The organism is Pseudomonas sp. AC355 (assembly GCF_979258205.1).
The window spans coordinates 737,623-763,069 of sequence record NZ_OZ409843.1; the positions used below are offsets into that span (position 1 = coordinate 737,623).

Below are 25,447 nucleotides of genomic sequence, written 5' to 3' on the forward strand. Positions count from 1 at the left end.
CCATGGCAACGAGTCGCGCTGCGCGCTTGGCGCCCGTGGTGGAAATGGCCGAAAAGGCCGAGCGTGAAGCCGCTTTGCAGCTAGGGCGCGCTCAAGGCTTGCTGGGGCAGGCCCAGGGAAAGCTGGGCGACCTCGAAAATTATCTGCAAGGCTATCAGCAGCAGTGGATCAGCGAAGGGCAGCGCGGTGTATCCGGTCAGTGGCTGATGAATTATCAGCGTTTCCTTTCCCAGCTCGATGTGGCGATCGCTCAACAGCACCAGGCTGTGAGCTGGCACCGCAGTAATTTGGACAAGATGCGTGATATCTGGCAACAGCGCTACGCAAGACTCGAGGGGTTACGAAAGCTGGTGCAGCGTTACCTGGACGAAGCGCGCCTGGCCGAAGACAAGCGTGAGCAGAAATTACTTGACGAGCTTTCTCAGCGCCTACCTCGGCGTGATTTTCAAGAATGATGGTTGCCGCTGACGCAGGCTAATGCTAAATCTTCATAGGTCGGAATTCAGGTCGCCGGAGAGCGACTTGGGCAGGGACAGGAAAATAGGTGAGACACCGCGCCGCGGCTTTGGTCTGCAAGGTATTGCCTGCTGATCAGGGCAGGCTCGGGCAAGTTGGTTCGCATACGGCGGTCTGACGGGTTTCTCGGATCTCAAGGAGTGTTGCATGCCCATCACCTCGCTGCCTTCGGAAGATGGGCAAGAGTTGACCATCACGATTCAGGGTCGCTTCGATTTTGGCGCCCATCAGGAGTTTCGTCGTGCTTACGAGCGCGTCGATATCCGTCCTAAGCGCTATTCGGTAGACCTCAAGGGGACGACCTACCTCGATAGCTCGGCGCTCGGCATGTTGCTGCTGCTGCGTGACCATGCAGGCGGCGACCGCGCACAGATTCGCCTGCTTAACTGCAATGCCGACGTGCGCAAGATCTTGTCCATTTCGAACTTCGAACAGCTGTTCCAGATCGTCTGACGCGCTATGAACGCCTCGCGTCTTACCATCCTTATTGCCGAGGACAGCGCCACTGACCGCATGCTGCTGTCGACCATCGTCGGTCGCCAGGGGCATCGAGTGCTGGCCGCCAGCGATGGCCTGGAGGCGGTCGCGCTGTTCGAGTCGCAGCGTCCGCAACTGGTATTGATGGATGCGCTAATGCCGGTGATGGATGGTTTCGAAGCGGCGCGGCGGATCAAGGCCCTGGCTGGCGATGCCATGGTGCCGATCATTTTCCTGACCTCCCTCAGCGAAGACGAAGCGCTGGTTCGCTGTCTCGAGGCTGGTGGCGATGACTTTCTTGCCAAGCCTTACAGTCGGGTGATTCTCGAAGCCAAGATCAACGCCATGGATCGTGTGCGTCGCCTGCACCAGGAGGTGCTGCAGCAGCGTGATCTGATTGCCCGGCACAATGAGCACTTGCTCAACGAACAACAGGTAGCCAAGGCGGTGTTCGACAAGGTGGCCCATTCCGGTTGCCTGGGCGCGGGCAATATCCGTTATATGCAATCGCCCTACGCACTGTTCAATGGCGACCTGTTGTTGGCCGCATTTCACCCTAGCGGTGACATGCATGTGCTACTTGGCGACTTCACCGGCCATGGTTTGCCCGCGGCGATCGGCGCGATGCCATTGGCCGACGTCTTCTACCGCATGACGGGCAAAGGCCATTCGCTGGCTGAAATTCTCCATGAGAGCAATGCCAAGCTGCGGCGCATCCTGCCGCGCGGGGTGTTCTGCTGCGCGACGGTGCTGAATATCAGCTTTCGCCGTCAGGTGGTCGAGTTCTGGGGCGGTGGTTTGCCGGATGGCTACGTGCTGCGTAACGGCGGTGAACGAATTGCGCTGGTGTCACGCCATCTGCCGCTCGGGGTGCTGGAGCCGGACAGTTTTCGCGATGATTACGAGGCCTATCCGCTGGAACTGGGCGATCGCGTATTCCTACTTTCCGATGGGGTGCTCGAAGCTCACAACGAACATGAAGAGTTGTTTGGCGAGCAACGGCTGCTCGACGTACTCGATAACGGTCATCCGCCGTCTGCGTTGTTCGACGACATTCAGCGTGCGCTGCAGCGTTTTCATGGTGAGGCGCGTGACGACGTCAGCCTGGTCGAGGTGACCATGGTCGAGGATAGCGCGGTGAATCGACCGCCGCTGGCGTCCACTGAGTGGCGCGCAGGGCCTGAGCAGTGGTCGGCACGCTTCGACTTTCGCGGCCCCACCTTACGTGATTTCTATCCCTTGCCTTACCTGCTGCAGCTGTTGCTCGAAGTGCCAGGTTTACGTGGCCATGGCGGTAATCTCTATAGCGTGCTGTGCGAGCTGTACACCAATGCGCTCGAACACGGTGTATTGGGGCTGGATTCGGCCCTCAAGTGCGATGCGGCGGGGTTCTCCGAGTATTACCGGCAACGTGGTGAGCGACTCGATGCGCTAGATGATGGCTGCGTCAGTATCATCGTTGACGTTTGTCGTGAGGAGGGTGGCGGTCGTTTGACGCTGACGGTGGAAGATAACGGCAAGGGCTTCGATCCTTTAGCCATACTGGCACGTCAACATCCGGCCGGAGGGCTGAGTGGGCGCGGTATGACCCTGGTTCGTGATCTCAGCGAGCGCAGCAGCTGGTCGCCTGACGGGCGTCGGGTCTGTGTGGAGTTTTCCTGGCCGGCAGAGGCATAATTCGCCAATTGGTTTGGCTCTGCCTGTCGGGTACAAGGCGTGTCATCAGCAATGACGAGCTGCCACTCACTGCATGTCTGGAGTAAAGGGTGTCCGATAATCATCTAGACCGCGCCGTGCTGGTGACCTTGCAGGACATCATGGAGAGCGAGTACCCCGTGTTGCTGGATACTTTTGTGACCGACTCCGAAGAGCGTCTGCGGCTATTACGGTTGGCCGAGCAGGAACAGGATGTTCAAACCATGCGCCACGCCGCACATAGCTTCAAGGGCAGCTGCAGCAACATGGGCGCCAAGGTGCTAGCTGATACCTGCTGTGAGCTTGAGGAGCTTGCCCGCCGTGGCGACTTGGCGGATGCTGCCGAGCTGATCGGCCGCGTTGAGCGCGAATTCGCCATCGTTCGTATCTTGCTCAAGTCTGAGCGTCAGCGTTTTTCCATTGATTAACCGGTTTTCCTGACAGGTTGGCCCGCCCTTTGCTTTGTCTGTGTTCACGACATCATTCAAGCGGAGAGCATTCATGCCCGTTGCCCCTGATCTGCTGCTGACGCCCACAGCGGTGGCCAAGCCCAAGGCCCCTGCCGCGAACACTGCGCAGAATACGGCCGAACCGCGCAAGCAAGAGGCTTCCAGCTTCTCGCAGGTGTATGCCAAAGAGCGTCAGGCCAAGGCTGCCGAGCGCCAGGACAATGCCGCCAAAAACGCACGTGACAGTAAAAATGAGCCGCAGAAAAGCGCCAGTAGTCCGGCGGCGACCTCCGAGCAGGCGCCAGCCGTTGCCGAAAGCGGCAAGGACTTGCCTGCCGACCCGGCAAGCGAGGATGCAGCGCTCGATCCGCTGTTGATGCTCGGCCTTTTCGAGCCTCAGCCTGTCGTGGTGGAGGTCGTTGACCCTGAGCTGCAGGCGCAGGTCGCTGCTGCCTCGGCCAGCCTGATCGGCTCCGCACCCGCCACCATGACCGAAGCCAGCTTCGACCCTGAGATCGATGCGCTCAATCAACTGCCTGCGGTGCGCCTGGCGCTCGACCTCGGAGCCCAGGAAAAGGTGGCTGAACAGGCGGCAGCGAGTAATGGCAACGCGTCGACGTCTGCGTCGGCCAGCAGTGGTCAGGCATTCGCCAGCGCCATGGCGGCCATGGGAATGAAATCCACAACTGTTGAGGGTGAGGGCGGTGAGACTGCAACGCTTCCGCTGTTCGAACTCAGCACCGAAGGCCTGGAAGCGTTGAAGGAGAGTTCGGCGGACACCGCGCCTGAGCAGTTTGTCAGCAAGCTCAGCGCACTGAGCCAGGCTATCGGCCAGCAGGCCTCACAAGTGGCCCGGGCTCCCGTGGTGCCCGGGCAGGCAGTAGCCATGCATCAGGGTGGTTGGAGCGAGGGCGTGGTGGACAAGGTGATGTGGATGTCCAGCCAGAACCTCAAGTCCGCCGAGATCCAGCTTGACCCTGCGGAGCTTGGTCGTCTGGAGGTGCGCATCAGTGTGAACCAGGATCAGACCCAGATCAGCTTTGCCAGCGCCCACCTGGGCGTGCGTGAGGCGTTGGAAAGTCAGGTGCACCGCCTGCGTGAAATGTTCACCCAGCAAGGCATGAACCTCGCCGATGTGAACGTTTCCGATCAATCCCAAGGCCGCGCATGGCAAGGGCAGGGGCAGGAGAGCGACAGTCGCGACCGCGGCGGTCGGCTCGCGGATGACGGCTCCATCGGTGCGGAAGAGGAGCGCGTGATCGGCAGTGTCGAACTACGCGATCCCGCCCAAGGCAGTGGCCGCGGCATGGTCGACTACTACGCCTGATGTTGCTGTCGGTGGGCCTGTCGATGATTAACAGGTAGTCGCTTGGCCTGAGCGCCAGTCTCTGCTCTAGACTTCACCCTGCCCGAATCAATCGGTCAGGGTGATTTCGTTTCTGGGCCAATGCCCAGGTCAGATACTGTGCTTTCGCGTAACATGGCGCGCAGCAATTGCACCCTAGCTCATGAGCTGGCATAACACTTGCTCTCAACCCTTTGAAAGCGGAAGGTTCTCTGCTTCGTGACGGATTTTTGGCATGGCTAAGAAGAAAGATCCACCCGCCGTAACTGCCGAGGCAGGAAGCAAGCCGCCTGGCAAGCTGAAGCTGATCATCGTGATCGTTCTGGCGCTGCTGCTTGCCGTGGGGCTATCGGTGGGTGGCACCTGGTTCTTTCTCAGTAAGGAGTCGGCCAAGGAAGACACTGCCCATGAGTCGGCCGAGAATGCCGCTCCGGTCAAACAACCGGCCATTTATGAGGAGTTGACGCCAGCGTTTGTGGTCAATTTCACCCAGAATGGTCGGGCTCGCTACATGCAAGTCAGTGTTGCCCTGATGACTCGCGACCAAGCCGCACTGGATGCGCTGAAAGTGCACATGCCAGTACTGCGCAACAACCTGGTGATGCTGTTCTCTAGCCAAGACTTCGCCACGCTAGTCACCCCCGTGGGCAAGGAGATGCTGCGTCAGCAGGCCACGGCCAGTGTGCAGCAACTGGCTGAGAAGGAGACGGGTAAGGTGACCGTCGAGCAGGTACTGTTCACCAACCTCGTGTTGCAATAAGGCGGGAGTCCGATAATGGCTGTGCAAGACCTGCTGTCCCAGGACGAGATCGACGCACTGTTGCATGGTGTCGATGACGGCTTGGTGGAAACCGAGGAGTTCGTCGAGCCGGGTAGCGTCAAGGGGTACGATCTGACCAGTCAGGATCGGATCGTGCGCGGGCGCATGCCGACCCTGGAAATGATCAACGAGCGTTTTGCGCGCTATACCCGCATCAGCATGTTCAACTTGCTACGGCGCTCCGCTGACGTGGCCGTGGGTGGTGTACAGGTGATGAAGTTCGGCGAGTACGTTCACTCGCTGTACGTGCCGACCAGCCTCAATCTGGTGAAAATGAAGCCGTTGCGTGGCACTGGCTTGTTCATTCTCGACGCCAAACTGGTATTCAAGCTGGTCGACAACTTCTTTGGTGGTGATGGCCGCCACGCGAAGATCGAAGGCCGCGAGTTCACCCCCACTGAATTGCGCGTGGTGCGCATGGTGCTGGATCAGGCGTTCATTGATTTGCGTGAAGCCTGGGCTGCGGTGATGGACATCAACTTCGAGTACGTCGGTTCGGAGGTCAACCCGGCGCTGGCCAACATCGTCAGCCCCAGCGAAGTGATTGTGGTATCGACCTTTCACATCGAGCTCGATGGCGGCGGTGGCGACCTGCACATCACCATGCCTTATTCGATGATCGAGCCGATTCGAGAGATGCTCGATGCCGGCTTCCAGTCCGATGTCGATGACCAGGACGAACGCTGGGTCAAGGCTCTGCGTGAAGACATTCTTGAGGTCAGCGTACCGCTCAGCGCCACTGTCGCGCGGCGCCAACTCAAGGTGCGCGACATTCTGCACATGCAGCCGGGCGATGTGATTCCCGTGGAGTTGCCGGAGCACATGATTCTGCGTGCCAATGGCGTGCCGTCCTTCAAGGTCAAGCTTGGCTCGCACAAGGGCAACCTGTCTCTACAGGTGCTCGACCCGATCGAGCGTCATCGCTAGCCACAATTTCGCCATGCGCCCGCGCGCGTGGCCCGACCGATAAACGCCAGCCGAGGTTGAACGATGGCAGACGAGAACGAAAACACCACGCCCGAGGAACAGGCACTGGCCGATGAGTGGGCTGCTGCCCTGTCTGAGTCCGGCGATGCTGACGGGCAGGACGACATCGACGCCATGCTGGCCGCCAGTGCAGCAAGCCAGCCGGCTGCGCCGCGGGCGCCCATGGAAGAGTTCGGCAGCATGCCCAAGGCCAACAACCCCGTTAGCCTGGACGGCCCGAATCTCGATGTGATCCTCGACATTCCCGTGTCCATCTCCATGGAAGTGGGCAACGCCGATATCACCATCCGCAACCTGCTGCAGCTGAACCAGGGCTCGGTGATCGAACTCGACCGCCTGGCTGGCGAGCCGCTCGACGTGTTGGTCAACGGTACCTTGATCGCCCATGGCGAAGTGGTGGTGGTCAACGAGAAGTTTGGCATTCGCCTGACCGACGTGATCAGCCCCAGTGAACGCATCAAGAAGCTGCGCTGAAATCATGAAAAAAATCCTCTTCACTCTACTGGCGCTGCCGCTCTCTGCGTTGGCTGCTGAGCCTGCGGCCCAGGCGCCTGCAGCCACCGGCGGTATCGGTAGCCAACTGGTGCAATTGGTCATCGGCCTGTTGCTGGTCATTGGCCTGATCTTTCTGCTCGCTTGGATGATGCGCCGCGTACAGCGCCTGGGGCCCAATGGCGGCAAGGTGATCAAGATCGTGGCTACCCAGGCTTTGAGCCCGCGTGACCGGCTGGTGCTGGTGCAAGTGGGTAACGAGCAGATATTGCTTGGCTTGACCCCGGGGCGAATCAATCAATTGCACGTGATGAACGAGCCGGTGCATCTGCCTGACGCCGAGCCTGCTTCGACGGAGTTCGCTCAGCGCCTGATGGAGCTGCTGGGCAAGGATCAGAAGGACAAGTCCTGATGCTGCGCCTTCTGCTTATGCTGGTGTTCACCCTAGGCGCCTCCCTGGCTTTCGCTCAGGAGCCGCCTGGTGGCATCTCGCTGATCCAGCAGGGCAACAACCCGCTGTCGATTCCTGCGATCACCCTGAGCACCGATGCCGAGGGGCAGCAGGAATATTCGGTCAGTCTGCAGATCCTGCTGATCATGACCGCGCTGAGCTTCATTCCGGCGTTTGTCATGCTGATGACCAGCTTTACGCGGATCATCATCGTATTCTCCATCCTGCGTCAGGCCATGGGTCTGCAGCAGACGCCGTCCAACCAGATTCTCATCGGTTTGGCGTTGTTTCTGACGATGTTCATCATGGCGCCGGTGTTCGATCAGATAAACCGTGAGGCGCTGCAGCCCTATCTGAGTCAGCAACTGCCAGCGCAACAGGCGATCGAGCGGGCTGAAGTGCCGATCAAGAACTTCATGCTGGCACAGACTCGCGAGAGCGACCTGGAGCTGTTCGTGCGTCTGTCCAAGCGCACCGACATCGCCAGTCCGGAGCAGGCACCGCTGACCATCCTGATTCCGGCGTTCGTGACCTCCGAGCTGAAGACTGCCTTCCAGATCGGCTTCATGATCTTCATCCCGTTCCTGATCATCGATATGGTGGTGGCGAGCATCCTCATGGCCATGGGTATGATGATGTTGTCGCCACTGATCATTTCGCTGCCGTTCAAGATCATGCTGTTCGTGTTGATCGATGGCTGGGCGTTGATCATGGGCACTCTGGCCAGCAGTTTCGGCACTTTATAGCGAGGCTCACATGACCCCTGAAGTTGCTGTCGACCTGTTCCGCGAAGGGCTCTGGCTGATCTCCCTGATGGTCGGTTTGCTGGTCATGCCCAGCCTGCTGGTGGGTCTGCTGGTGGCGATGTTCCAGGCTGCCACGCAGATCAACGAACAAACGCTGAGCTTCCTGCCGCGTTTGCTGGTGATGCTGTTGACTCTGATCGTTGCCGGTTCCTGGATGGTGCAGCAACTGATGGAGTACACCCAGAACCTGATCATGAACATTCCGCAGCTGATCGGCTGATGTTCGAGCTGAGCGATGCACAGATAGGTAGCTGGGTCAGTAGCTTCGTGCTGCCGCTCTTTCGCATCGCAGCGTTGCTGATGGTGATGCCGATCTTCGGCACGCAACTGGTGCCGACGCGTGTGCGGCTGTACCTGTCGCTGGCCATCAGTGTGGTTCTGGTGCCTACCTTGCCGCCCATGCCACAGGTGGAATCCATAAGCCTGCAAGCCTTCATGCTCATCGCCCAGGAAATCCTCATCGGCGTGATGCTCGGCTTCGTGCTGCAACTGTTCTTTCACATCTTCGTGGTCGCCGGGCAGATCCTGGCGATGCAGATGGGCCTGGGCTTCGCGTCCATGGTCGACCCCGCCAACGGTATTTCGGTACCGGTGATCGGTCAGTACTTCACCATGCTGGTGACCCTGCTGTTCCTGGCCATGAATGGCCATCTGGTGGTCTTCGAGGTGCTCGCCGAGAGTTTCGTAACGTTGCCGCCGGGCTCCGGGCTGCAGGTCGAGCATTATTGGGAGGTGGCAACCAAGCTCGGCTGGGTGATGGGCGCGGCGCTGATTCTGGTGCTGCCGGCGGTTACCGCGCTGCTGGTGGTCAATATCGCCTTTGGCGTAATGACCCGTGCGGCGCCGCAGCTGAACATCTTTTCCATCGGTTTTCCACTGACGCTGGTGCTGGGCATGGTGATCGTGTGGATTTCCTTGGCCGATATCCTCTCGCACTATCAGGCGTTGGCATCCGAGGCGCTGATCATGTTGCGCGAACTGGCGAGGGCGAGCTGATGGCCGAGTCGGAGAGTGGTGCCGATAAAAGCGAGGAACCCACGGATAAACGCCGTCGGGAATCTCGTGAGAAAGGTCAGATAGCGCGCTCACGCGAGCTGAACACCTTTGCCATCATGCTGGCAGGTACCGGTGGTTTGTTGGCCACGGGAGGCGCCATTGGCAATGCGCTCTTGGAAATCATGCGCGGCAATTTCGAGCTGACACGTGAGGCGCTTTTCGACGAGCGAAATATGGCGTTATTGCTGGCCGCTTCCGGGAAGGTGGCCCTTGAGGCGCTCATGCCGCTGTTCATCGTTCTGCTGATCGCCTCTATCATTGGCCCTATCTGTCTGGGCGGCTGGTTATTCTCGGCCAAGGCCATGGCACCCAAGTTCAGCCGCATGAACCCGCTGGCCGGGCTCAAGCGCATGTTCTCGATGAAGGCGCTGATCGAGCTGCTCAAGGCGCTGGCCAAGTTCATCCTGATCCTGCTGGTCGCGCTGGTGGTGCTGTCGATGGATCGGGACGATCTGCTGGCGATCGCCAATGAGCCGATTGAGTCGGCCATCATGCATTCGGCGGAAGTGGTGGGGTGGAGTGCGCTGTGGATGTCCTTTGGATTGATCCTGATCGCGGCCGTCGATGTTCCGTTTCAGCTGTGGGACAACAAGCAGAAGCTGATGATGACCAAGCAGGAGGTTCGGGACGAGTACAAGGACAGCGAGGGCAAGCCCGAGGTCAAGCAACGGATTCGTCAGTTGCAGCACGAAATGACACAACGCCGCATGATGCAGGCCGTGCCGCAAGCCGATGTGGTGATCACCAACCCAACCCACTTCGCGGTGGCCCTGAAATACGACCCCGAGAAGGGGCAGGCGCCCATGCTGCTCGCCAAGGGCAGTGATTTCACCGCATTGAAGATCCGCGAGATCGCCCAGGAGCACAAGGTCATGCTGCTGGAATCACCTGCGCTGGCGCGCTCGATTTATCATACCACCGAGCTCGACCAGGAAATCCCCGCAGGGCTCTATCTGGCCGTCGCCCAGGTGCTGGCGTACGTCTATCAGATCCGTCAGTACCAGGCTGGCAAGGGCAAGCGCCCGGTACCGCTCAAGGATCTGCCCATCCCACCAGATCTACGTCGCGACGAGTAAGCACGCACATCGAGAACTGCGTTCTGCGATGTGCGTCTGCGGTATTACTTGATCACGCCACAGGCCACGCGAGCACCACCACCGCCCAGCGGTTTCGGGTGGTCAGCATGGTTGTCGCCACCGGCATGAACCATCAGGGCCAGATTCTTCAGCTCGTCCACGCTCTTGATTCGAGGTGCCAGCACTGGCTGGTTGGCCTTGCCGTCTGCGGTGACCAGCAGGGCAGGGAGATCACCCAGATGGCCGTCACCCCACGGGAGGTCGTGTTTACCGGTGTTCTGTGGATCCCAGTGGCCACCAGCCGCCTCGGCTGCTGAGGGTTGACCGTCTTTAGGGGCCGGATCGCAGCTGGGTTTACCGTGTACGTGAAAGCCGTGCACGCCGGGTTCCAGATCGTGCAGCTCCGGCGTGAAAACCACGCCATAAGGACTTTGGCTGATCACCACCTTGCCAACCGAAGTGCCGACACCCTTGGCGTCTACGGCGTTGAGGTCGACCGTCAGGTCGGCGGCTTGCAGGCTTGCAGCGCAGCAACTGGCCAATGCGGCCATCATCCAGCGTTTCATACATGACTCCTCGAGGATGGAAAATCCGCGGGCAAAACCGTCGCCCACAGGGTGTGGACTCGGGTTTGCCGACGGGGTTCGTGTTTTCGTTTCGCTCCGGGGTGGTTATGGCAGTCCTGATTGGCTCTGCAGTCTAGGTATTTCGCACTTTTCGAAGAGTTGGAAAGGTTCTTGCAAACACCGGCAGCAAGGGCGTTTAGGCGTCAAAAGATTGAATAATCCGGGGTAACCACGTGGCAGTAGATCGCGCACAAATGATTGGCAACGTTCGCAGCAACCTGTCCGGGTTGCGCGACGGCAATCTTGGTATTCCGTTGATGCTGCTGATCATGCTTGCCATGGTCATGTTGCCGATCCCGCCATTCCTGCTCGACGTGTTGTTCACCTTCAGCATCGCGCTGTCGATCGTCGTGCTGCTGGTGGCGATCTACGCCCTGCGGCCGTTGGATTTCGCGGTGTTCCCGACCATCCTTTTGGCCGCGACCCTGCTTCGCCTGGCGCTCAACGTTGCCTCCACACGGGTGGTGCTACTGAACGGGCAGGATGGTCACGACGCCGCTGGTAAGGTGATTCAGGCCTTCGGCGAAGTGGTGATCGGCGGCAACTACGTGGTCGGTATCGTAGTGTTCGCGATCCTCATGATCATCAACTTCGTGGTGGTCACCAAGGGTGCCGGGCGTATCTCCGAAGTGAGCGCACGTTTCACCCTGGACGCCATGCCCGGTAAGCAAATGGCTATCGACGCCGACCTCAATGCCGGCCTCATCGACCAAGTCGAAGCCAAGAAGCGCCGTACCGAGGTCGCTCAGGAGGCCGATTTCTACGGCTCCATGGACGGTGCCAGCAAGTTCGTACGCGGTGACGCCGTCGCCGGCTTGCTGATTCTATTCATCAACCTGATCGGTGGCATTGCCATCGGCATGCTGCAGCACGGCCTGAGCTTCGGCGATGCTGGCCGCATCTACACCCTGCTGACCATCGGTGACGGCCTGGTGGCGCAGATCCCGTCGCTGCTGCTGTCGACCGCCGCAGCGATCATGGTGACCCGGGTTTCCAGCTCCGAAGACATGGGCGCCCAGGTCAATCGTCAGATGTTCGCTTCGCCACGCGCGCTGGCTGTGTCGGCGGCGATCATGATCGCCATGGGCCTGGTGCCCGGCATGCCGCACATGTCCTTCATCAGCTTGGGTCTGGTCGCCGCTGGCGCTGCCTACTGGATCGCCAACAAGCAGCGCAAGACCAAGGAAGTCGAAGTCCAGGAAGTACAGCGTCAGCAGGAGCTACTTCCCGCTCAGCGCGCTCAGGAAGTCAAGGAACTGGGCTGGGATGACGTGATGCCGGTCGACATGGTCGGCCTGGAAGTCGGTTACCGGCTGATTCCGCTGGTCGACCGCAACCAGGGCGGGCAGCTGCTGGCGCGGATCAAGGGCGTACGCAAGAAGCTCTCTCAGGAGATGGGCTTCCTGATGCCGTCCGTGCACATTCGCGACAACCTGGATCTGCAGCCTAACGCTTATCGCCTGACCTTGATGGGGGTCAGCGTCGCCGAGGCCGAGGTGTATCCGGATCGCGAGCTGGCGATCAACCCGGGCCAGGTGTTTGGCACCCTCAACGGCGTGGCCGCCAAAGATCCGGCGTTCGGTCTGGAAGCTGTGTGGATCGATCCAGGCCAGCGCGATCAGGCGCAGTCCCTTGGTTACACCGTGGTGGACGCCAGTACCGTAGTCGCCACCCACCTCAATCAGATTCTGCACAAGCATGCCCACGAGCTGCTAGGCCACGAAGAAGTCCAGCAATTGATGCAATTGTTGGCGAAAAGCTCGCCAAAACTGGCAGAAGAGCTGGTTCCTGGCCTGATCTCGCTGTCGACCCTGCTCAAGGTGCTGCAAGCACTGCTGCAGGAGCAGGTGCCGGTGCGCGACATCCGTACCATCGCCGAAGCCATCGCTAACGTCGCGCCACGGAGTCAAGATCCCGCCGCCATGGTTGCCGCAGTACGCGTCTCGCTGGCTCGCGCAATCGTGCAAAACATCGTGGGACTAGAGCCGGAGCTGCCTGTGATCACCCTTGAACCAAGGTTGGAACAGATATTGCTAAATAGTCTTCAGAAGGCCGGTCAAGGCTCCGAGGATGGCATCCTCCTGGAGCCTGGCATGGCCGAGAAGCTGCAACGTTCCCTGGTGGAAGCAGCGCAGCGTCAGGAGATGCTTGGCAAGCCGGTGATTCTGCTGGCGGCCGGGCCGGTTCGGGGAATGCTCTCGCGTTTCGCCCGGTTGGCCGTCCCGAGCATGCATGTTCTGGCGTACCAGGAAATTCCGGACAACAAGCAGGTCACCATCGTTGCGACGGTGGGGCAGAACTAATCGAGGGTACGGGCCATGCAGGTCAAACGCTTTTTTGCCGCCGATATGCGCCAAGCCATGAAGCTGGTTCGTGATGAGCTGGGCGCTGATGCGACCATCATCGGTAACCGCCGCGTGGCAGGTGGCGTGGAGTTGACGGCCGCACTCGATTATCAGGTTCAACCCGCTCCGGCGCGGCAACCGAATCCGGCCCTGGAGGCCGAGCTGCGCAAGACGCAGTCGCGCATCGCCTCCGCTCAGGCCGAGCTGAGCACCCGTGCGCAGCTCGATGCCGGTAAGGATCGTCAGCTGTTCGCCGAAGCGCCGAGCGTGGCACCAGCCGACAGCCTGGACGCCGTACTCGAGCGTCAGCAGAAGAAGCCGGCCTCGGCTTCGGTCGACCAGTCTGCCCTGGAATCCATGCGCTCCGAATTGCATGGCTTGCGTGAGCTGATCGAAATGCAGATGGGTTCCATGGCCTGGGGGCAGATGCAGAGCCGCCGCCCACAGCAGGCCGCCCTGTGGCGCCGCCTGCAGCGCATGGGTTTGCCGGCTGACCTGGCACGCACACTGCTTGAGCGCGTTGCCTCGCTGAGCGATCAACGCCAGGCCTGGCGTATGGTGCTGGCGCACCTGGCACACTCAATTCAGACGCCTAAGCAAGAGCCGATGGAGGAGGGCGGTGTGATCGCCCTGGTCGGCCCGGCTGGCATGGGCAAGACCACCACCCTGGCCAAGCTCGCGGCACGCTACGTACTCAAGTACGGCGCTGCGAATATCGCGCTGGTGAGTATGGACAGCTACCGCATCGGTGCTCAGGAGCAGCTCAAAACGCTGGGCCGTATCCTTGGCGTTTCCGTGACCCACGTTGATCCAGGTCAGTCATTGACTCAGGCGCTGGCGCCGTTGGTGCGCAAGCGAGTGGTTCTCATCGATACTGCTGGCCTGCCAGCCAACGACCCAGCGCTGCGTATGCAACTGGAGACCCTGGCAAGCCGAGGCATCAACGCCCGCAATTATCTGGTGCTGGCTGCAACCAGCCAGGCGCAAGTTCTCAAGGCGGCGTATCACAGTTACAAGCGCTGTGGGCTGGCCGGCTGCATTCTGAGTAAACTGGATGAGGCAACCAGCATGGGAGAGGTATTGGGTCTGGCTATTAGCCACCGTCTACCGGTAGCCTATCTGGCAGACGGCCCGCGAATTCCGGACGATGTACATGTGCCGCGCAGCCATCAGTTGGTCAGCCGTGCTGTAGGCCTGCAGGCTCCGGATGAACCGAGTGAGGATACGATGGCCGATATGTTTGCCGGGTTGTACCAAGACCCGGCACGACGCGCAGGATGATCATGCAGGTGTGGCGAAGCGCTGGCTGTGGTCGTTCCAGCAGCGCACAATGGCCATGTGGCTCTAAAGCGAAGTTAGACAAGGTGTATAGATAACATGGGTATGCATCCCGTACAGGTGATCGCGGTGACCGGCGGCAAGGGCGGCGTTGGCAAGACCAATGTGTCGGTGAATTTGTCGTTGGCGCTGGCGGATCTCGGTCGGCGCGTCATGCTCATGGATGCTGACCTGGGGCTGGCCAACGTCGATGTATTGCTCGGCCTGACGGCCAAGCGCACCCTGGCTGACGTCATCGACGGCCAGTGCGAGCTTCGCGATGTTGTCCTGCAGGGTCCGGGTGGCATTCGTGTCGTGCCGGCGGCCTCCGGTACTCAGAGCATGGTGCAGCTTACGCCCATGCAGCATGCCGGTCTGATCCAGGCTTTCAGTGATATCAGCGACAACCTCGATGTACTGATCGTGGACACCGCCGCGGGCATCGGCGACTCGGTGGTGAGCTTCGTACGTGCTGCGCAGGAAGTGCTGGTGGTGGTATGTGACGAGCCGACCTCGATCACCGACGCTTACGCGCTGATCAAGCTCCTCAATCGTGACCACGGCATGAACCGTTTTCGGGTGCTTGCCAATATGGCGCATAGCCCGCAAGAGGGCCGTAATCTGTTTGCTAAGCTGACCAAGGTGACCGACCGTTTTCTGGATGTTGCGCTGCAGTACGTGGGCGCAGTGCCTTATGACGAATCGGTACGCAAGGCCGTACAGAAACAGCGTGCGGTATATGAGGCGTTCCCTCGTTCGAAGTGCGCGCTGGCGTTCAAGGCGATTGCCCAGAAGGTTGATGCGTGGCCATTGCCGGCCAACCCGCGAGGCCACCTGGAATTTTTCGTTGAACGCCTGGTGCAACAACCGACTGCAGACACGGCTGTATGACGACAGCCTCTGGACTCCGTATGTACAGCAAGGCAACAGCACGAGATTCACAGCATCAGTTGATTGAGCGTTACGCGCCATTGGTCAAACGCATCGCCTACCACCTGTTGGCGCGTCTGCCTGCCAATGTGCAGGTGGACGACCTTATTCAGGCCGGCATGATTGGCCTGCTTGAGGCATCGCGTAAATACGACGCCGGTAAGGGCGCCAGTTTCGAGACGTTCGCGGGTATCCGTATCCGGGGTTCGATGCTTGATGAGGTGCGCAAGGGTGATTGGGCGCCGCGTTCGGTGCACCGCAACAGCCGGATGGTCAGCGACGCAATCCGAAAAATTGAAGCGAGAACGGGAAGAGACGCTAAAGATCAGGAGGTTGCTGCCGAACTCCAATTGAGTCTCGAAGATTACTACGGCATTCTTGGCGACACGTTGGGTAGCCGCCTGTTCAGTTTCGACGATCTGTTGCAAGAAGGCGAAAGCGGTGGGCTGCAGGAAGACACAAGCTCCTTGCTGCAAGGGCCTTCGCATGAACTGGAAGACAATCGTTTCCAGGCAGCGCTGGCCGACGCTATCAGCAATCTGCCGGAGCGTGAGCGGTTGGTGTTATCGCTGTATTACGACGAGGAGTTGAATCTCAAGGAAATCGGCGAGGTACTGGGGGTTAGTGAGTCGCGGGTCAGCCAATTACACAGTCAGTGTGCCGCGCGTTTACGCGCACGGTTAGTGGAATGGCGCGCATAAGGAATTAGCAGGGCGCTGGAAAAACACAGTGAACGCAGCAAAGCCGGGCGCAATAGTTTTGCGGCGTTCCGCCAGGCCGGTTTCACGATTTATAAGCGCTTCAGAATGCTGATGGCGTTTTAGGACTGTACGGAGGTCGACTTGGACAAGAACATGAAAATCCTCATCGTCGATGATTTCTCGACGATGCGCCGGATCATCAAGAATCTTTTGCGTGATTTGGGCTTTACCAATACGGCGGAAGCCGACGATGGCGTCACGGCCTTGCCGATGCTGCAAAGCGGCAGTTTTGACTTCCTAGTGACCGACTGGAACATGCCGGGCATGAGCGGAATCGATCTGCTGCGCGCGGTGCGTGCGGATGAACGCTTGAAGCAAATGCCAGTGTTGATGGTAACGGCAGAAGCCAAGCGTGATCAGATCATCGAGGCCGCTCAGGCTGGTGTGAACGGCTACGTGGTCAAGCCATTCACCGCCCAGGTGCTCAAGGAAAAGATCGAAAAAATCTTCGAGCGGGTCAACGGCTGATGTCTGCCGCGAGGTTGTTATGGAACACGAAGATTCTCAAGAGGCCGACCTCGAGTCGACTCTGAAAAGCAATGCCCGCCAACTGGTAAGCAGCCTCGAACAAGGCAACTTTGGCGAAGCGGTACAGCTGATCAATGAACTGAACAAGGCACGCGACCGTGGTCTTTACCACGAAGTCGGCAAGCTCACGCGTGAGCTGCACAACGCCATCGTCAATTTTCAGCTTGACCCTCGGGTGCCCCACGCCAATGAAGTCTCACAGATATCTGACGCGACGGAGCGGCTCAACTACGTCGTGACCATGACCGAGCGTGCGGCCAATCGCACCATGGATCTGGTCGAGCAGAGTGCACCACTGGTCAATGATTTGAGCAGCGAAGCCGATGCTCTGAGCGAAGATTGGGGGCGTTTCATGCGCCGTGAAATGGGCGCTGAGGCTTTCCGTGAGTTGGCCAAACGCATCGAGCTGTTTTTGGCGCGCAGCCAGCGTGACAACAGCAAACTGTCCGGGCACCTCAACGACATTTTGCTGGCGCAGGACTATCAGGATCTGACCGGGCAGGTGATCAAACGCGTCACCCAGTTGGTGACCGAGGTAGAGAGCAATCTGCTGAAACTGATGCTGATGGCCAGCCAGGTCGACCGTTTCGCCGGCATCGATCACGATCACAATGAATTACGTGTAGAGCAGAACAAACAAAAAAATACGTCCCATGGTGAAGGTCCACAGATTCATGCCGATAAGCGTGATGACGTCGCATCGAACCAGGACGACGTCGACGATTTGCTGTCCAGCCTGGGATTTTAGGAGCACGTCATATGAGCTTCGGCGCCGATGAAGAAATCCTCCAGGATTTCCTGGTAGAGGCCGGCGAGATTCTCGAGCTGTTGTCCGAGCAGTTGGTGGAGCTGGAAAGCCGCCCGGACGATATGAATCTGCTCAACGCGATTTTTCGGGGATTTCACACGGTAAAAGGCGGGGCAGGCTTCCTGCAGCTCAATGAGTTGGTGGAATGCTGCCATATTGCCGAGAACGTGTTCGACATCCTGCGTAAGGGTGAGCGTCGCGTCGACTCCGAGTTGATGGACGTAGTGCTCGAAGCGCTGGATGCCGTCAATGGCATGTTCACCGAAGTACGCGAGCGTGTTACGCCGACGCCGGCTTCTCCCGAGCTGCTGGCAGCGCTGGCACGACTCGCTGAGCCTGCTCCTGCCGCAGGGTCTGTTGCGGTTGCTGCAGCTATGCCTGTTGAATCAGTAGCCCAGGCCGCCCAAGCAGAGGCGGACATCACCGACAGTGAGTTCGCACAGCTCCTCGATGCTCTGGACGACGAACCACAACCGCAAGCGAGCGCTTCGGACGACGAAATCAGCGACGATGAATTCGAGTCGCTGCTCGATCAGTTGCATGGCAAAGGTCAGTTCGCGGCTTCGGCGACAGCCGCTGCCGAAACGGCCGCGCCTGTACCGGCCAGTGTCTCGAGCAGCGCCAATGGCGACGACATCACCGATGACGAATTCGAGGCTCTGCTCGATCAGTTACATGGCAAAGGCCAATTCGTCGCTGCTGCGGTAGAGGCGCCGGCACCGACGGCTCCTGCTGCGTCCGCCAGCTCTGCGGCGCAGAGCGATGAAATCACCGATGACGAGTTCGAGTCGCTGCTCGATCAGCTGCACGGCAAAGGTAAGTTTGTCGAACCAGCGGCGATCGCTGCTGTTGCCCCAGCTGCGGCGCCGAAACCTGTAGCCAAACCCGCTGTGCCGGTAGCAGCCAAGGCTGTACCAGCACCGGCGACCAAGGTCGAGCCTGCTAAAGCCGCTGCCGTAGCGCCGGCCGCTGCTCCAGCTCCTGCTCCAGCGAATGAAGCGGAAACCACCGTGCGGGTCGATACCGCGCGTCTGGACGAAATCATGAACATGGTCGGCGAGCTGGTGCTGGTGCGTAACCGCCTGGTGCGCCTGGGGCTCAACAGCGGCGACGAGGCCATGTCCAAGGCTGTGTCTAACCTCGATGTTGTGACCGCCGATCTGCAGACCTCGGTCATGAAGACCCGCATGCAGCCGATCAAGAAGGTCTTCGGGCGTTTCCCGCGCTTGGTTCGTGACCTGGCTCGGCAACTGAAAAAAGAGATCAACCTGGAACTGGTTGGTGAAGAGACGGATCTCGACAAGAACCTCGTCGAAGCCCTCGCCGATCCATTGGTTCACCTGGTGCGCAACGCGGTTGACCACGGCGTGGAAAGCCCGGAAGAGCGCGAGGCTGCCGGAAAGTCGCGTACCGGTCGCGTGGTGCTGTCTGCCGAGCAGGAAGGCGATCACATCCTGCTGATGATCACCGATGATGGCAAGGGCATGGACGCCGACGTGTTGCGCAGCAAAGCCGTAGAAAAGGGTTTGCTGGACAAGGACGCGGCCGACCGCCTGACCGATCTGGAATGCTACAACCTGATCTTCGCACCCGGCTTCTCGACCAAGACCGAGATTTCCGACGTGTCCGGCCGTGGCGTCGGCATGGACGTGGTGAAGACCAAGATTTCCCAGCTCAACGGCACGGTCAACGTGTTCTCGCAGAAAGGCCAGGGCTCGAAGATCGTCATCAAGGTGCCCCTGACCCTGGCAATCATGCCGACGCTGATGGTGATGCTCGGCAACCAGGCGTTTGCCTTCCCGCTGGTCAACGTCAACGAGATCTTCCACCTCGACCTGTCGCGCACCAACGTGGTCGACGGCCAGGAAGTGGTGATCGTGCGCGACAAGGCATTGCCGCTGTTCTATCTCAAGCGCTGGCTGGTCAGTAAGGCTGCCCACGAAGAGCAAGGCGAAGGCCATGTGGTGATTCTCACCGTCGGCAATCAGCGTATCGGCTTCGTCGTCGATCAACTGGTCGGCCAGGAAGAGGTGGTGATCAAGCCGTTGGGCAAGATGCTGCAAGGCACGCCTGGCATGTCGGGTGCGACCATCACCGGTGACGGGCGCATCGCCCTGATTCTCGACGTGCCAAGCATGCTCAAGCGCTACGCACGGCGTATCTGATTGTCCGCAGCACGGCCTCTGCCGTGCTGCTTAGGAGTGTTTATGGTTGTCAAGGTACTGGTGGTCGACGACTCCGGCTTCTTCCGCCGCAGGGTCTCGGAGATCCTCTCGTCCGATCCCAACATCACCGTGGTCGGCACGGCCACCAACGGACGTGAGGCCATCGATCAGGCGCTGGCACTCAAGCCGGACGTGATCACCATGGACTACGAGATGCCGTTAATGGACGGCATTACGGCCGTGCGCAGCATCATGCAGCGCTGTCCGACACCGGTATTGATGTTCTCCTCGCTCACCCACGAAGGCGCTCGGGTCACCCTGGATGCGCTGGATGCCGGGGCGGTGGATTTCCTGCCGAAGAACTTCGAGGACATCTCGCGCAACCCGGAGAAGGTCAAGCAACTGTTGTGCGAGAAGGTGCACAGCATTTCGCGCAGCAACCGCCGGGGGATCGGCGCGGCGTCCCTGACGCCGCCTGCCGGCGGTAGCCTGAGCCGACCTGCCAGCACTTCGAGCACACCTGCACCTGCCGCGCGGCCACAACCAAGCGTCAGCCATCCGCCGGCCGAGCGTCATTCGTCCGCCGCTAGCTCCGCGCCCAAGCGCAAGGCTTACAAGCTGGTAGCGATCGGTACCTCGACGGGTGGCCCGGTTGCCCTGCAGCGGGTTCTGACCCAGTTGCCAGCGAATTTCCCGACGCCAATCGTATTGATCCAGCACATGCCCGCAGCCTTCACCAAGGCCTTTGCCGAGCGTCTGGACAAACTCTGCAAGATCAACGTCAAGGAAGCCGAAGACGGCGATATCCTGCGCCCCGGGCTGGCCATTCTGGCACCAGGCGGCAAGCAGATGATGATCGACGGGCGCGGCACCATCCGCATCCTGCCCGGTGACGAGCGCCTGAATTACAAGCCTTGTGTGGATATCACCTTTGGCTCGGCGTCCAAGTCCTACAACGACAAGGTGCTGGCCGTGGTGCTCACCGGCATGGGCGCCGATGGTCGTGAAGGCGCTCGCTTGCTCAAACAGGGTGGCAGCCAGGTATGGGCGCAGGACGAAGCCAGTTGCGTGATCTATGGCATGCCCATGGCGATCGTGAAGGCGAATCTGGCGGACGCGGTGTACCCGTTGGATGACATCGGCCGGCATCTGGTCGAGGCCTGCCTCTGATGGATGTACTGAGCCTGATCGGTGTCATCCTGGCATTCGTCGCCATTCTTGGCGGCAATTACCTGGAAGGCGGTCATGTCTCGGCACTGCTCAACGGCCCGGCGGCGCTGATCGTGATCGGCGGCACGCTGGGAGCGGCCTTGCTGCAAACACCGGTCACCGTATTCAAGCGCGCCATGAGCATCCTGCGCTGGATTTTCTTTCCACCGCAGATCGATCTGTCCGGTGGCATCGATCGGGTAGTGAACTGGAGCATGACCGCGCGCAAGGAAGGTTTGCTCGGCCTCGAGGCTGTAGCTGACGGCGAAGCCGATCCCTACGCACGCAAGGGCCTGCAACTGCTGGTCGATGGCGCCGAGCCGGAAGCCATCCGTAGTATTCTCGAGGTTGACCTCTACACACAGGAAAGCCGCGACATACAGGCTGCCAAGTTCTTCGAGTGCATGGGCGGCTACGCGCCGACCATCGGCATCATCGGTGCGGTCATGGGGCTGATCCACGTGATGGGCAACCTGGCCGATCCGAGCCTGCTCGGTGGCGGGATCGCCGTCGCTTTCGTCGCCACCATCTACGGTGTGGCCATCGCCAACCTGCTGCTGTTGCCGATTGGCGCCAAGCTCAAGTCCGTGGCCATGCGCCAGTCGGCTTATCGGGAGATGTTGCTCGAAGGCATCCTGTCCATCGGAGAGGGTGAAAATCCGCGCTCCATCGAGTTGAAGCTGCAAGGCTTCATGAGCTGACCATGGCTCGCCGACGTCGTCACGAAGAGCATGAGAATCACGAGCGCTGGCTGGTGTCCTACGCGGACTTCATCACGCTGCTGTTCGCCTTCTTCGTGGTGATGTACTCGATTTCCTCGATCAACGAGGGCAAGTACAAGATCCTTTCGGAAACCCTGACCGGTGTATTCAACCAGCCGGATCGTTCGATCAAACCCATTCCCGTGGGCGATGAGAGGCCGCGTACCACCGAGCCGGATCGCTCGATGGTCGACGAAGAGTCAGCCCAGCAGATCGCCGCTTCTACACTGGAGAATATCGCCGACAGCATTCGTGATGCGTTCGGCGGGCTGCTGCAGAGCGATCAATTGAAGGTGCGCGGCAATGAGCTGTGGATCGAGATCGAGTTGAGCTCCGGTCTGCTGTTTCCCAGTGGCGATGCGCTGCCGAACGATATGGCTTTCGAGATCATCGAGAAGATTGCCAAAATCCTGGCGCCCTACGGCAACCCCGTGCATGTGGAAGGTTTTACCGATAACCAGCCGATCAGAACTGCGCAGTTTCCGACCAACTGGGAGCTGTCTACTGCACGCGCTGCCAGCATCGTGCGGATGCTGGCCATGGATGGCGTCGACCCGTCACGCATGGCCGCCGTAGGCTATGGCGAGTTCCAGCCAGTAGCCGACAACGCCACGGCAGAGGGCCGGGCACGCAACCGTCGGGTGGTACTGGTGGTCTCGCGCAATCTCGATGTGCGGCGTAGTGTAAGTGGTGTGGGTAGTGCCAATGCCCAGCCTGACACGGCTCTGCAGCGGGCTGGCACGCAACCTGCTTCAGCGCCTGCAGTACAGGCTCCAGCAAATGGGGCCGTCAATTCCCCGTCGCCTGCCCAATGAAGTGGGCACTCAGTCTCGGCCAGGCGCAGCCTGTTCCGGGAGGATGAAGAGTATGAGAGTTTGGGCTGTAGCCAATCAGAAAGGCGGTGTGGGTAAAACCACCTCGTCCATCGCCCTGGCAGGTTTACTGGCGGATGCTGGCAAGCGTGTGGTGGTGGTCGATCTCGACCCGCATGGCTCGATGACCAGCTATTTCGGTCACGATCCCGATAGCCTGGAGCGCAGCGTCTTCGACCTCTTCCAGCATCAGGGTAACGTGCCTCAGGAGCTACCGAAGCAGTTGTTGCTACCCACCAGTCATGAACGAATTTCCCTGCTGCCATCGAGCACGGTTCTCGCCACGTTGGAGCGTCAGTCTCCCGGACAGAGCGGCCTTGGTCTGGTGGTCGCCAAGAGCCTGGCGCAACTGTGGCAGGACTTCGATCACGCGGTGATCGACAGTCCGCCGCTGCTTGGCATATTGATGGTCAATGCCCTGGCTGCCTGCCAGCAACTGGTGATCCCGGTGCAGACCGAGTTTCTCGCGGTGAAAGGCCTGGAGCGCATGGTCAGCACCCTGGCGATGATCAACCGTTCGCGTAAGCATGCTTTGCCTTACACCATCGTACCGACCCTGTTCGACCGTCGTACCCAGGCGTCGATGTCCACCTTGCGGTTGCTCAAGAGCAGCTATCCGGAGACGCTCTGGCAAGGCTACATTCCGATTGATACTCGCCTGCGTGATGCCAGCCGGGCAGGGCTGACGCCTTCGCAGTTCGATGGCAACAGCCGCGGCACGATTGCCTACCGTGCGCTGCTCAAGCATTTGTTGGCACAACAACCTGCGTCTCAGGTGGCCTGATCCATGATGGCTGGTTATTCTGCACAAACTGGCTCAAGTCTGCCGCCACTGCGGCCGATAGCTCATACAGGTCTCCATTGCGGGTTGCATTCATGAGTCGTTCAACTGCCACTGCCACACGGCCCCAGCTGGCACTGCAGTCCTACCTCGATGGTTTGCTGCAAGACGCGGCGGTCGAGCTCGAACTGGAGCTTGCCGAGAACAGCCTCGATGAGTTCGAGGCTGCTGTGCTTGAGGAGCAGATTCGCGATGCCCAGACGGTGCCGCGTGTCGAAGCCACGCCCCTGACGTTGGTGCAGCCGGTTGCCGAGGTGATTGTCGAGCCGGTCGTCGAGGCTTTGGCTCCGGTGTTCGTCGAGCCGATTGCCATGCCGACGGTGGTGGAACCTGTGGCCGAGGTGCATCGCCCGGCGCCACAGATCGCCTCGGTACTCGCCGACGGTCGCCCCGAGTGGGCTGAAGAGCCGTTCGAATGCCTGCTGTTCGATGTCGCCGGCCTGACGCTGGCTGTGCCGCTGGTCTGTCTCGGGTCGATTTACCCGCTGGCCGGGCAAGATTTGACACCTTTGTTTGGCCAGCCGGACTGGTTTCTCGGCATACTGCCATCACAGTCCGGCAACCTGAAGGTGCTCGACACGGCGCGCTGGGTCATGCCGGATCGCTACCGGGAAGATTTTCGTCAGGGGCTGCAGTACGTGATTTCCGTTCAGGGCTACGAGTGGGGGCTGGCCGTTCATCAGGTCAGCCGCTCGATTCGCCTGAGTCCGGACGAGATCAAGTGGCGTAGCCAGCGTACGCAGCGGCCCTGGTTGGCAGGCACGGTGATTGAACACATGTGCGCGCTGCTGGATGTGGCTGCGTTGGCTGAGTTGATTGCCAGCGGTGCAGCCAAACGCATGAACAACGGGCAGATACACTGATTACTGGCCGCACGGGCTCCTGCACGCGCGGCCGATTGAATAGCGGGACTCCCGCACACCGCCACGCGCGGTCAATGACGAGGCTAGGCCATGAAGAAAAGCTCTGCACAAGGCGCTGAAGATCCGATCCTGCAGTGGGTGACGTTCCGTCTGGACAACGAAACCTACGGCATCAACGTGATGCAGGTGCAGGAAGTCCTGCGCTACACGGAAATCGCCCCGGTACCCGGTGCGCCGAGCTACGTGCTGGGGATCATCAACCTGCGCGGTAACGTAGTCACCGTGATCGACACGCGCCAGCGTTTCGGCCTGGATTCGTCAGATGTCACTGACAACACCCGTATCGTCATCATCGAGGCGGACAAGCAGGTGGTGGGCATCATGGTCGACAGCGTGGCCGAAGTGGTTTACCTGCGTCAGTCTGAAGTGGAAACCGCACCGAACGTCGGCAACGACGAGTCGGCCAAGTTCATCCAGGGCGTGTGCAACAAGAACGGCGAGCTGCTGATCCTGGTCGAGCTGGACAAGATGATGACCGAGGAAGAGTGGTCGGAGCTGGAGAGCATCTGAGGTGCTTGAAGTCGCGCTCATCGTTCTCGCTCTGGTCTGCGTCGGCCTGGTTGGCACCTGCGTCTGGCTGGCAGGGCGGTTGCGCCTGGCCAGTCAGCTGCAGGCTGAGCGCGATACCCAGCGTGACCAGCGCATCCGCGAGCTCGGCAAGCGTCTGGACACCTACCTTACCGGCAGTATTCGCATGGGCGAAGAGCTCCACGAGCTGCGACGTACCGTTGCGCCGCTGCCGGACAAACTGATCCAGATCGAACAGCGTGATCCCTCCAGCCTGTCGTTTACCCAAGCCGCGCGTTTGGTGGGCATGGGTGCCAGTGCCGACGACCTGACCCATTCCTGCGGCCTGAGCAAGGCCGAGGCAGAACTGGTCGCCAAGCTGCACCAGTCGCGCCGCTCTTAGGCATCACTTCCGTAAATCCCCCCAATCCCAGGTATCGCTGCGCTCAACCCGGGCTACGCCGTGTTGGCGCAGGATTGCGACTTACATCTTCCCGATTGCAGGAGCGTCGCCCCGGCGCGAACGATTGTGGCCGTGCCGCGATAAATGCGTTGCCTATGCGATTCGCCGCGGGGGCGCGGCTCCTACATGAACGCGGCGGTTATCCCGATTGTAGGAGCGTCGCCCCCGGCGCGAAGGATTTGGTCGCCCAGAGGATTCGCCCGATGGCGCGGCTTCTACAG

At 60.1% G+C, this 25,447-nt stretch carries 28 protein-coding genes; 27 read left to right on the forward strand and 1 reads right to left on the reverse strand.

Going from position 1 to position 25,447, the window contains the following annotated elements:
* Positions 1 to 2 precede the first annotated feature (2 nt).
* The 13 genes from fliJ to flhB all read left to right on the forward strand — a co-directional run bounded on the left by fliJ (position 3) and on the right by flhB (position 10,170).
* A complete protein-coding gene (gene fliJ, locus ACZ0AI_RS03540) occupies positions 3 to 455 on the forward strand; it encodes a flagellar export protein FliJ (RefSeq protein ID WP_463564587.1) in 453 nt (150 codons plus the stop codon).
* A gap of 208 nt (positions 456 to 663) precedes the next feature.
* The gene (locus ACZ0AI_RS03545) at positions 664 to 969 is read left to right on the forward strand and encodes an STAS domain-containing protein (RefSeq protein ID WP_070882915.1); all 306 of its coding nucleotides are present in this window, start codon (positions 664 to 666) and stop codon (positions 967 to 969) included.
* A gap of 6 nt (positions 970 to 975) precedes the next feature.
* Positions 976 to 2,670 carry a SpoIIE family protein phosphatase gene (locus tag ACZ0AI_RS03550; RefSeq protein WP_463564588.1) on the forward strand — a complete coding sequence of 565 codons (1,695 nt, stop codon included), beginning with the start codon at positions 976 to 978 and terminating at the stop codon, positions 2,668 to 2,670.
* A gap of 89 nt (positions 2,671 to 2,759) precedes the next feature.
* Positions 2,760 to 3,116: an Hpt domain-containing protein gene (locus ACZ0AI_RS03555; protein WP_463564589.1), complete on the forward strand. Its 357-nt coding sequence runs from the start codon at positions 2,760 to 2,762 to the stop codon at positions 3,114 to 3,116.
* A 73-nt stretch (positions 3,117 to 3,189) separates the two neighbouring features.
* Positions 3,190 to 4,464: a flagellar hook-length control protein FliK gene (locus ACZ0AI_RS03560; RefSeq protein ID WP_463564590.1), complete on the forward strand. Its 1,275-nt coding sequence runs from the start codon at positions 3,190 to 3,192 to the stop codon at positions 4,462 to 4,464.
* A gap of 253 nt (positions 4,465 to 4,717) precedes the next feature.
* Positions 4,718 to 5,242: a flagellar basal body-associated protein FliL gene (fliL, locus tag ACZ0AI_RS03565; RefSeq protein WP_463564591.1), complete on the forward strand. Its 525-nt coding sequence runs from the start codon at positions 4,718 to 4,720 to the stop codon at positions 5,240 to 5,242.
* Between the two features lie 15 nt (positions 5,243 to 5,257).
* Positions 5,258 to 6,229 (forward strand): flagellar motor switch protein FliM, encoded by a 972-nt coding sequence (fliM, locus tag ACZ0AI_RS03570; RefSeq protein ID WP_225831781.1) that lies wholly within the window; start codon positions 5,258 to 5,260, stop codon positions 6,227 to 6,229.
* Positions 6,230 to 6,292: 63 nt separating this feature from the next.
* On the forward strand, positions 6,293 to 6,763 hold the full coding sequence (gene fliN, locus ACZ0AI_RS03575) for a flagellar motor switch protein FliN (protein ID WP_463564592.1): 471 nt from the start codon (positions 6,293 to 6,295) through the stop codon (positions 6,761 to 6,763).
* Between the two features lie 4 nt (positions 6,764 to 6,767).
* Positions 6,768 to 7,193 carry a flagellar biosynthetic protein FliO gene (gene fliO / locus ACZ0AI_RS03580; RefSeq protein ID WP_463564593.1) on the forward strand — a complete coding sequence of 142 codons (426 nt, stop codon included), beginning with the start codon at positions 6,768 to 6,770 and terminating at the stop codon, positions 7,191 to 7,193.
* Positions 7,193 to 7,978, forward strand: coding sequence for a flagellar type III secretion system pore protein FliP (gene fliP, locus ACZ0AI_RS03585; RefSeq protein WP_463564594.1), 786 nt, complete (start codon positions 7,193 to 7,195; stop codon positions 7,976 to 7,978). The genes fliO and fliP overlap by 1 nt, the downstream gene beginning before the upstream one ends.
* Positions 7,979 to 7,988: 10 nt before the next feature.
* Positions 7,989 to 8,258, forward strand: coding sequence for a flagellar biosynthesis protein FliQ (gene fliQ / locus ACZ0AI_RS03590; RefSeq protein ID WP_463566229.1), 270 nt, complete (start codon positions 7,989 to 7,991; stop codon positions 8,256 to 8,258).
* Positions 8,258 to 9,034: a flagellar biosynthetic protein FliR gene (gene fliR, locus ACZ0AI_RS03595; RefSeq protein ID WP_463564595.1), complete on the forward strand. Its 777-nt coding sequence runs from the start codon at positions 8,258 to 8,260 to the stop codon at positions 9,032 to 9,034. Before fliQ ends, fliR begins: the two co-directional genes overlap by 1 nt.
* Positions 9,034 to 10,170, forward strand: a complete 1,137-nt coding sequence (flhB, locus tag ACZ0AI_RS03600; RefSeq protein ID WP_463564596.1) for a flagellar biosynthesis protein FlhB — start codon at positions 9,034 to 9,036, stop codon at positions 10,168 to 10,170. The genes fliR and flhB overlap by 1 nt, the downstream gene beginning before the upstream one ends.
* Positions 10,171 to 10,214: 44 nt before the next feature.
* On the opposite strand, the gene sodC is transcribed toward flhB, so the two are convergent.
* A complete protein-coding gene (gene sodC / locus ACZ0AI_RS03605; RefSeq protein WP_463564597.1) occupies positions 10,215 to 10,736 on the reverse strand; it encodes a superoxide dismutase [Cu-Zn] SodC in 522 nt (173 codons plus the stop codon).
* A 254-nt stretch (positions 10,737 to 10,990) separates the two neighbouring features.
* Between sodC and flhA the strand changes: the two genes are divergently transcribed.
* The 14 genes from flhA to ACZ0AI_RS03675 all read left to right on the forward strand — a co-directional run bounded on the left by flhA (position 10,991) and on the right by ACZ0AI_RS03675 (position 25,166).
* The gene (gene flhA / locus ACZ0AI_RS03610; RefSeq protein ID WP_463564598.1) at positions 10,991 to 13,099 is read left to right on the forward strand and encodes a flagellar biosynthesis protein FlhA; all 2,109 of its coding nucleotides are present in this window, start codon (positions 10,991 to 10,993) and stop codon (positions 13,097 to 13,099) included.
* Positions 13,100 to 13,114: 15 nt separating this feature from the next.
* Positions 13,115 to 14,422, forward strand: a complete 1,308-nt coding sequence (gene flhF, locus ACZ0AI_RS03615; RefSeq protein ID WP_463564599.1) for a flagellar biosynthesis protein FlhF — start codon at positions 13,115 to 13,117, stop codon at positions 14,420 to 14,422.
* A gap of 87 nt (positions 14,423 to 14,509) precedes the next feature.
* Positions 14,510 to 15,349: a flagellar synthesis regulator FleN gene (gene fleN, locus ACZ0AI_RS03620; RefSeq protein WP_225839697.1), complete on the forward strand. Its 840-nt coding sequence runs from the start codon at positions 14,510 to 14,512 to the stop codon at positions 15,347 to 15,349.
* The gene (fliA, locus tag ACZ0AI_RS03625) at positions 15,346 to 16,089 is read left to right on the forward strand and encodes an RNA polymerase sigma factor FliA (RefSeq protein ID WP_463564600.1); all 744 of its coding nucleotides are present in this window, start codon (positions 15,346 to 15,348) and stop codon (positions 16,087 to 16,089) included. The genes fleN and fliA overlap by 4 nt, the downstream gene beginning before the upstream one ends.
* A gap of 153 nt (positions 16,090 to 16,242) precedes the next feature.
* Complete coding sequence (locus ACZ0AI_RS03630) at positions 16,243 to 16,617, forward strand: chemotaxis response regulator CheY (protein ID WP_225831800.1); 375 nt, start codon at positions 16,243 to 16,245, stop codon at positions 16,615 to 16,617.
* Between the two features lie 19 nt (positions 16,618 to 16,636).
* Positions 16,637 to 17,425 (forward strand): protein phosphatase CheZ, encoded by a 789-nt coding sequence (locus ACZ0AI_RS03635; RefSeq protein ID WP_463564601.1) that lies wholly within the window; start codon positions 16,637 to 16,639, stop codon positions 17,423 to 17,425.
* 11 nt (positions 17,426 to 17,436) lie between these two features.
* Complete coding sequence (locus ACZ0AI_RS03640) at positions 17,437 to 19,650, forward strand: chemotaxis protein CheA (protein WP_463566230.1); 2,214 nt, start codon at positions 17,437 to 17,439, stop codon at positions 19,648 to 19,650.
* A 42-nt stretch (positions 19,651 to 19,692) separates the two neighbouring features.
* Positions 19,693 to 20,820 carry a protein-glutamate methylesterase/protein-glutamine glutaminase gene (locus tag ACZ0AI_RS03645; protein ID WP_463564602.1) on the forward strand — a complete coding sequence of 376 codons (1,128 nt, stop codon included), beginning with the start codon at positions 19,693 to 19,695 and terminating at the stop codon, positions 20,818 to 20,820.
* Complete coding sequence (locus tag ACZ0AI_RS03650) at positions 20,820 to 21,560, forward strand: flagellar motor protein (RefSeq protein ID WP_463564603.1); 741 nt, start codon at positions 20,820 to 20,822, stop codon at positions 21,558 to 21,560. The genes ACZ0AI_RS03645 and ACZ0AI_RS03650 overlap by 1 nt, the downstream gene beginning before the upstream one ends.
* A 2-nt stretch (positions 21,561 to 21,562) precedes the next feature.
* Complete coding sequence (gene motD, locus ACZ0AI_RS03655) at positions 21,563 to 22,435, forward strand: flagellar motor protein MotD (RefSeq protein ID WP_463564604.1); 873 nt, start codon at positions 21,563 to 21,565, stop codon at positions 22,433 to 22,435.
* Between the two features lie 52 nt (positions 22,436 to 22,487).
* Positions 22,488 to 23,276: a ParA family protein gene (locus tag ACZ0AI_RS03660; RefSeq protein ID WP_463564605.1), complete on the forward strand. Its 789-nt coding sequence runs from the start codon at positions 22,488 to 22,490 to the stop codon at positions 23,274 to 23,276.
* A 92-nt stretch (positions 23,277 to 23,368) separates the two neighbouring features.
* Positions 23,369 to 24,196: a CheW domain-containing protein gene (locus tag ACZ0AI_RS03665; protein WP_463564606.1), complete on the forward strand. Its 828-nt coding sequence runs from the start codon at positions 23,369 to 23,371 to the stop codon at positions 24,194 to 24,196.
* 90 nt (positions 24,197 to 24,286) lie between these two features.
* Entirely contained in the window at positions 24,287 to 24,766 is a 480-nt protein-coding gene (locus tag ACZ0AI_RS03670) for a chemotaxis protein CheW (protein WP_225831817.1), read from the forward strand.
* A 1-nt stretch (position 24,767) separates the two neighbouring features.
* On the forward strand, positions 24,768 to 25,166 hold the full coding sequence (locus ACZ0AI_RS03675; RefSeq protein WP_463564607.1) for a DUF2802 domain-containing protein: 399 nt from the start codon (positions 24,768 to 24,770) through the stop codon (positions 25,164 to 25,166).
* Positions 25,167 to 25,447: the final 281 nt, after the last annotated feature.

Coding starts and splice junctions, on each gene's coding strand:
- ACZ0AI_RS03640 (WP_463566230.1), top strand. CDS start 17,437: ATGAGCTTCGGCGCCGATGAAGAAATCCTCCAGGATTTCCTGGTAGAG.
- fliL (WP_463564591.1), top strand. CDS start 4,718: ATGGCTAAGAAGAAAGATCCACCCGCCGTAACTGCCGAGGCAGGAAGC.
- fliP (WP_463564594.1), top strand. CDS start 7,193: ATGCTGCGCCTTCTGCTTATGCTGGTGTTCACCCTAGGCGCCTCCCTG.
- ACZ0AI_RS03545 (WP_070882915.1), top strand. CDS start 664: ATGCCCATCACCTCGCTGCCTTCGGAAGATGGGCAAGAGTTGACCATC.
- ACZ0AI_RS03670 (WP_225831817.1), top strand. CDS start 24,287: ATGAAGAAAAGCTCTGCACAAGGCGCTGAAGATCCGATCCTGCAGTGG.
- ACZ0AI_RS03650 (WP_463564603.1), top strand. CDS start 20,820: ATGGATGTACTGAGCCTGATCGGTGTCATCCTGGCATTCGTCGCCATT.
- flhF (WP_463564599.1), top strand. CDS start 13,115: ATGCAGGTCAAACGCTTTTTTGCCGCCGATATGCGCCAAGCCATGAAG.
- ACZ0AI_RS03560 (WP_463564590.1), top strand. CDS start 3,190: ATGCCCGTTGCCCCTGATCTGCTGCTGACGCCCACAGCGGTGGCCAAG.
- fliN (WP_463564592.1), top strand. CDS start 6,293: ATGGCAGACGAGAACGAAAACACCACGCCCGAGGAACAGGCACTGGCC.
- flhA (WP_463564598.1), top strand. CDS start 10,991: ATGATTGGCAACGTTCGCAGCAACCTGTCCGGGTTGCGCGACGGCAAT.
- fliJ (WP_463564587.1), top strand. CDS start 3: ATGGCAACGAGTCGCGCTGCGCGCTTGGCGCCCGTGGTGGAAATGGCC.
- sodC (WP_463564597.1), bottom strand. CDS start 10,736: ATGAAACGCTGGATGATGGCCGCATTGGCCAGTTGCTGCGCTGCAAGC.
- ACZ0AI_RS03660 (WP_463564605.1), top strand. CDS start 22,488: ATGAGAGTTTGGGCTGTAGCCAATCAGAAAGGCGGTGTGGGTAAAACC.
- ACZ0AI_RS03630 (WP_225831800.1), top strand. CDS start 16,243: ATGAAAATCCTCATCGTCGATGATTTCTCGACGATGCGCCGGATCATC.
- fliM (WP_225831781.1), top strand. CDS start 5,258: ATGGCTGTGCAAGACCTGCTGTCCCAGGACGAGATCGACGCACTGTTG.
- ACZ0AI_RS03550 (WP_463564588.1), top strand. CDS start 976: ATGAACGCCTCGCGTCTTACCATCCTTATTGCCGAGGACAGCGCCACT.
- fliA (WP_463564600.1), top strand. CDS start 15,346: ATGACGACAGCCTCTGGACTCCGTATGTACAGCAAGGCAACAGCACGA.
- fliR (WP_463564595.1), top strand. CDS start 8,258: ATGTTCGAGCTGAGCGATGCACAGATAGGTAGCTGGGTCAGTAGCTTC.
- fliO (WP_463564593.1), top strand. CDS start 6,768: ATGAAAAAAATCCTCTTCACTCTACTGGCGCTGCCGCTCTCTGCGTTG.
- ACZ0AI_RS03645 (WP_463564602.1), top strand. CDS start 19,693: ATGGTTGTCAAGGTACTGGTGGTCGACGACTCCGGCTTCTTCCGCCGC.
- ACZ0AI_RS03665 (WP_463564606.1), top strand. CDS start 23,369: ATGAGTCGTTCAACTGCCACTGCCACACGGCCCCAGCTGGCACTGCAG.
- fliQ (WP_463566229.1), top strand. CDS start 7,989: ATGACCCCTGAAGTTGCTGTCGACCTGTTCCGCGAAGGGCTCTGGCTG.
- motD (WP_463564604.1), top strand. CDS start 21,563: ATGGCTCGCCGACGTCGTCACGAAGAGCATGAGAATCACGAGCGCTGG.
- ACZ0AI_RS03635 (WP_463564601.1), top strand. CDS start 16,637: ATGGAACACGAAGATTCTCAAGAGGCCGACCTCGAGTCGACTCTGAAA.
- flhB (WP_463564596.1), top strand. CDS start 9,034: ATGGCCGAGTCGGAGAGTGGTGCCGATAAAAGCGAGGAACCCACGGAT.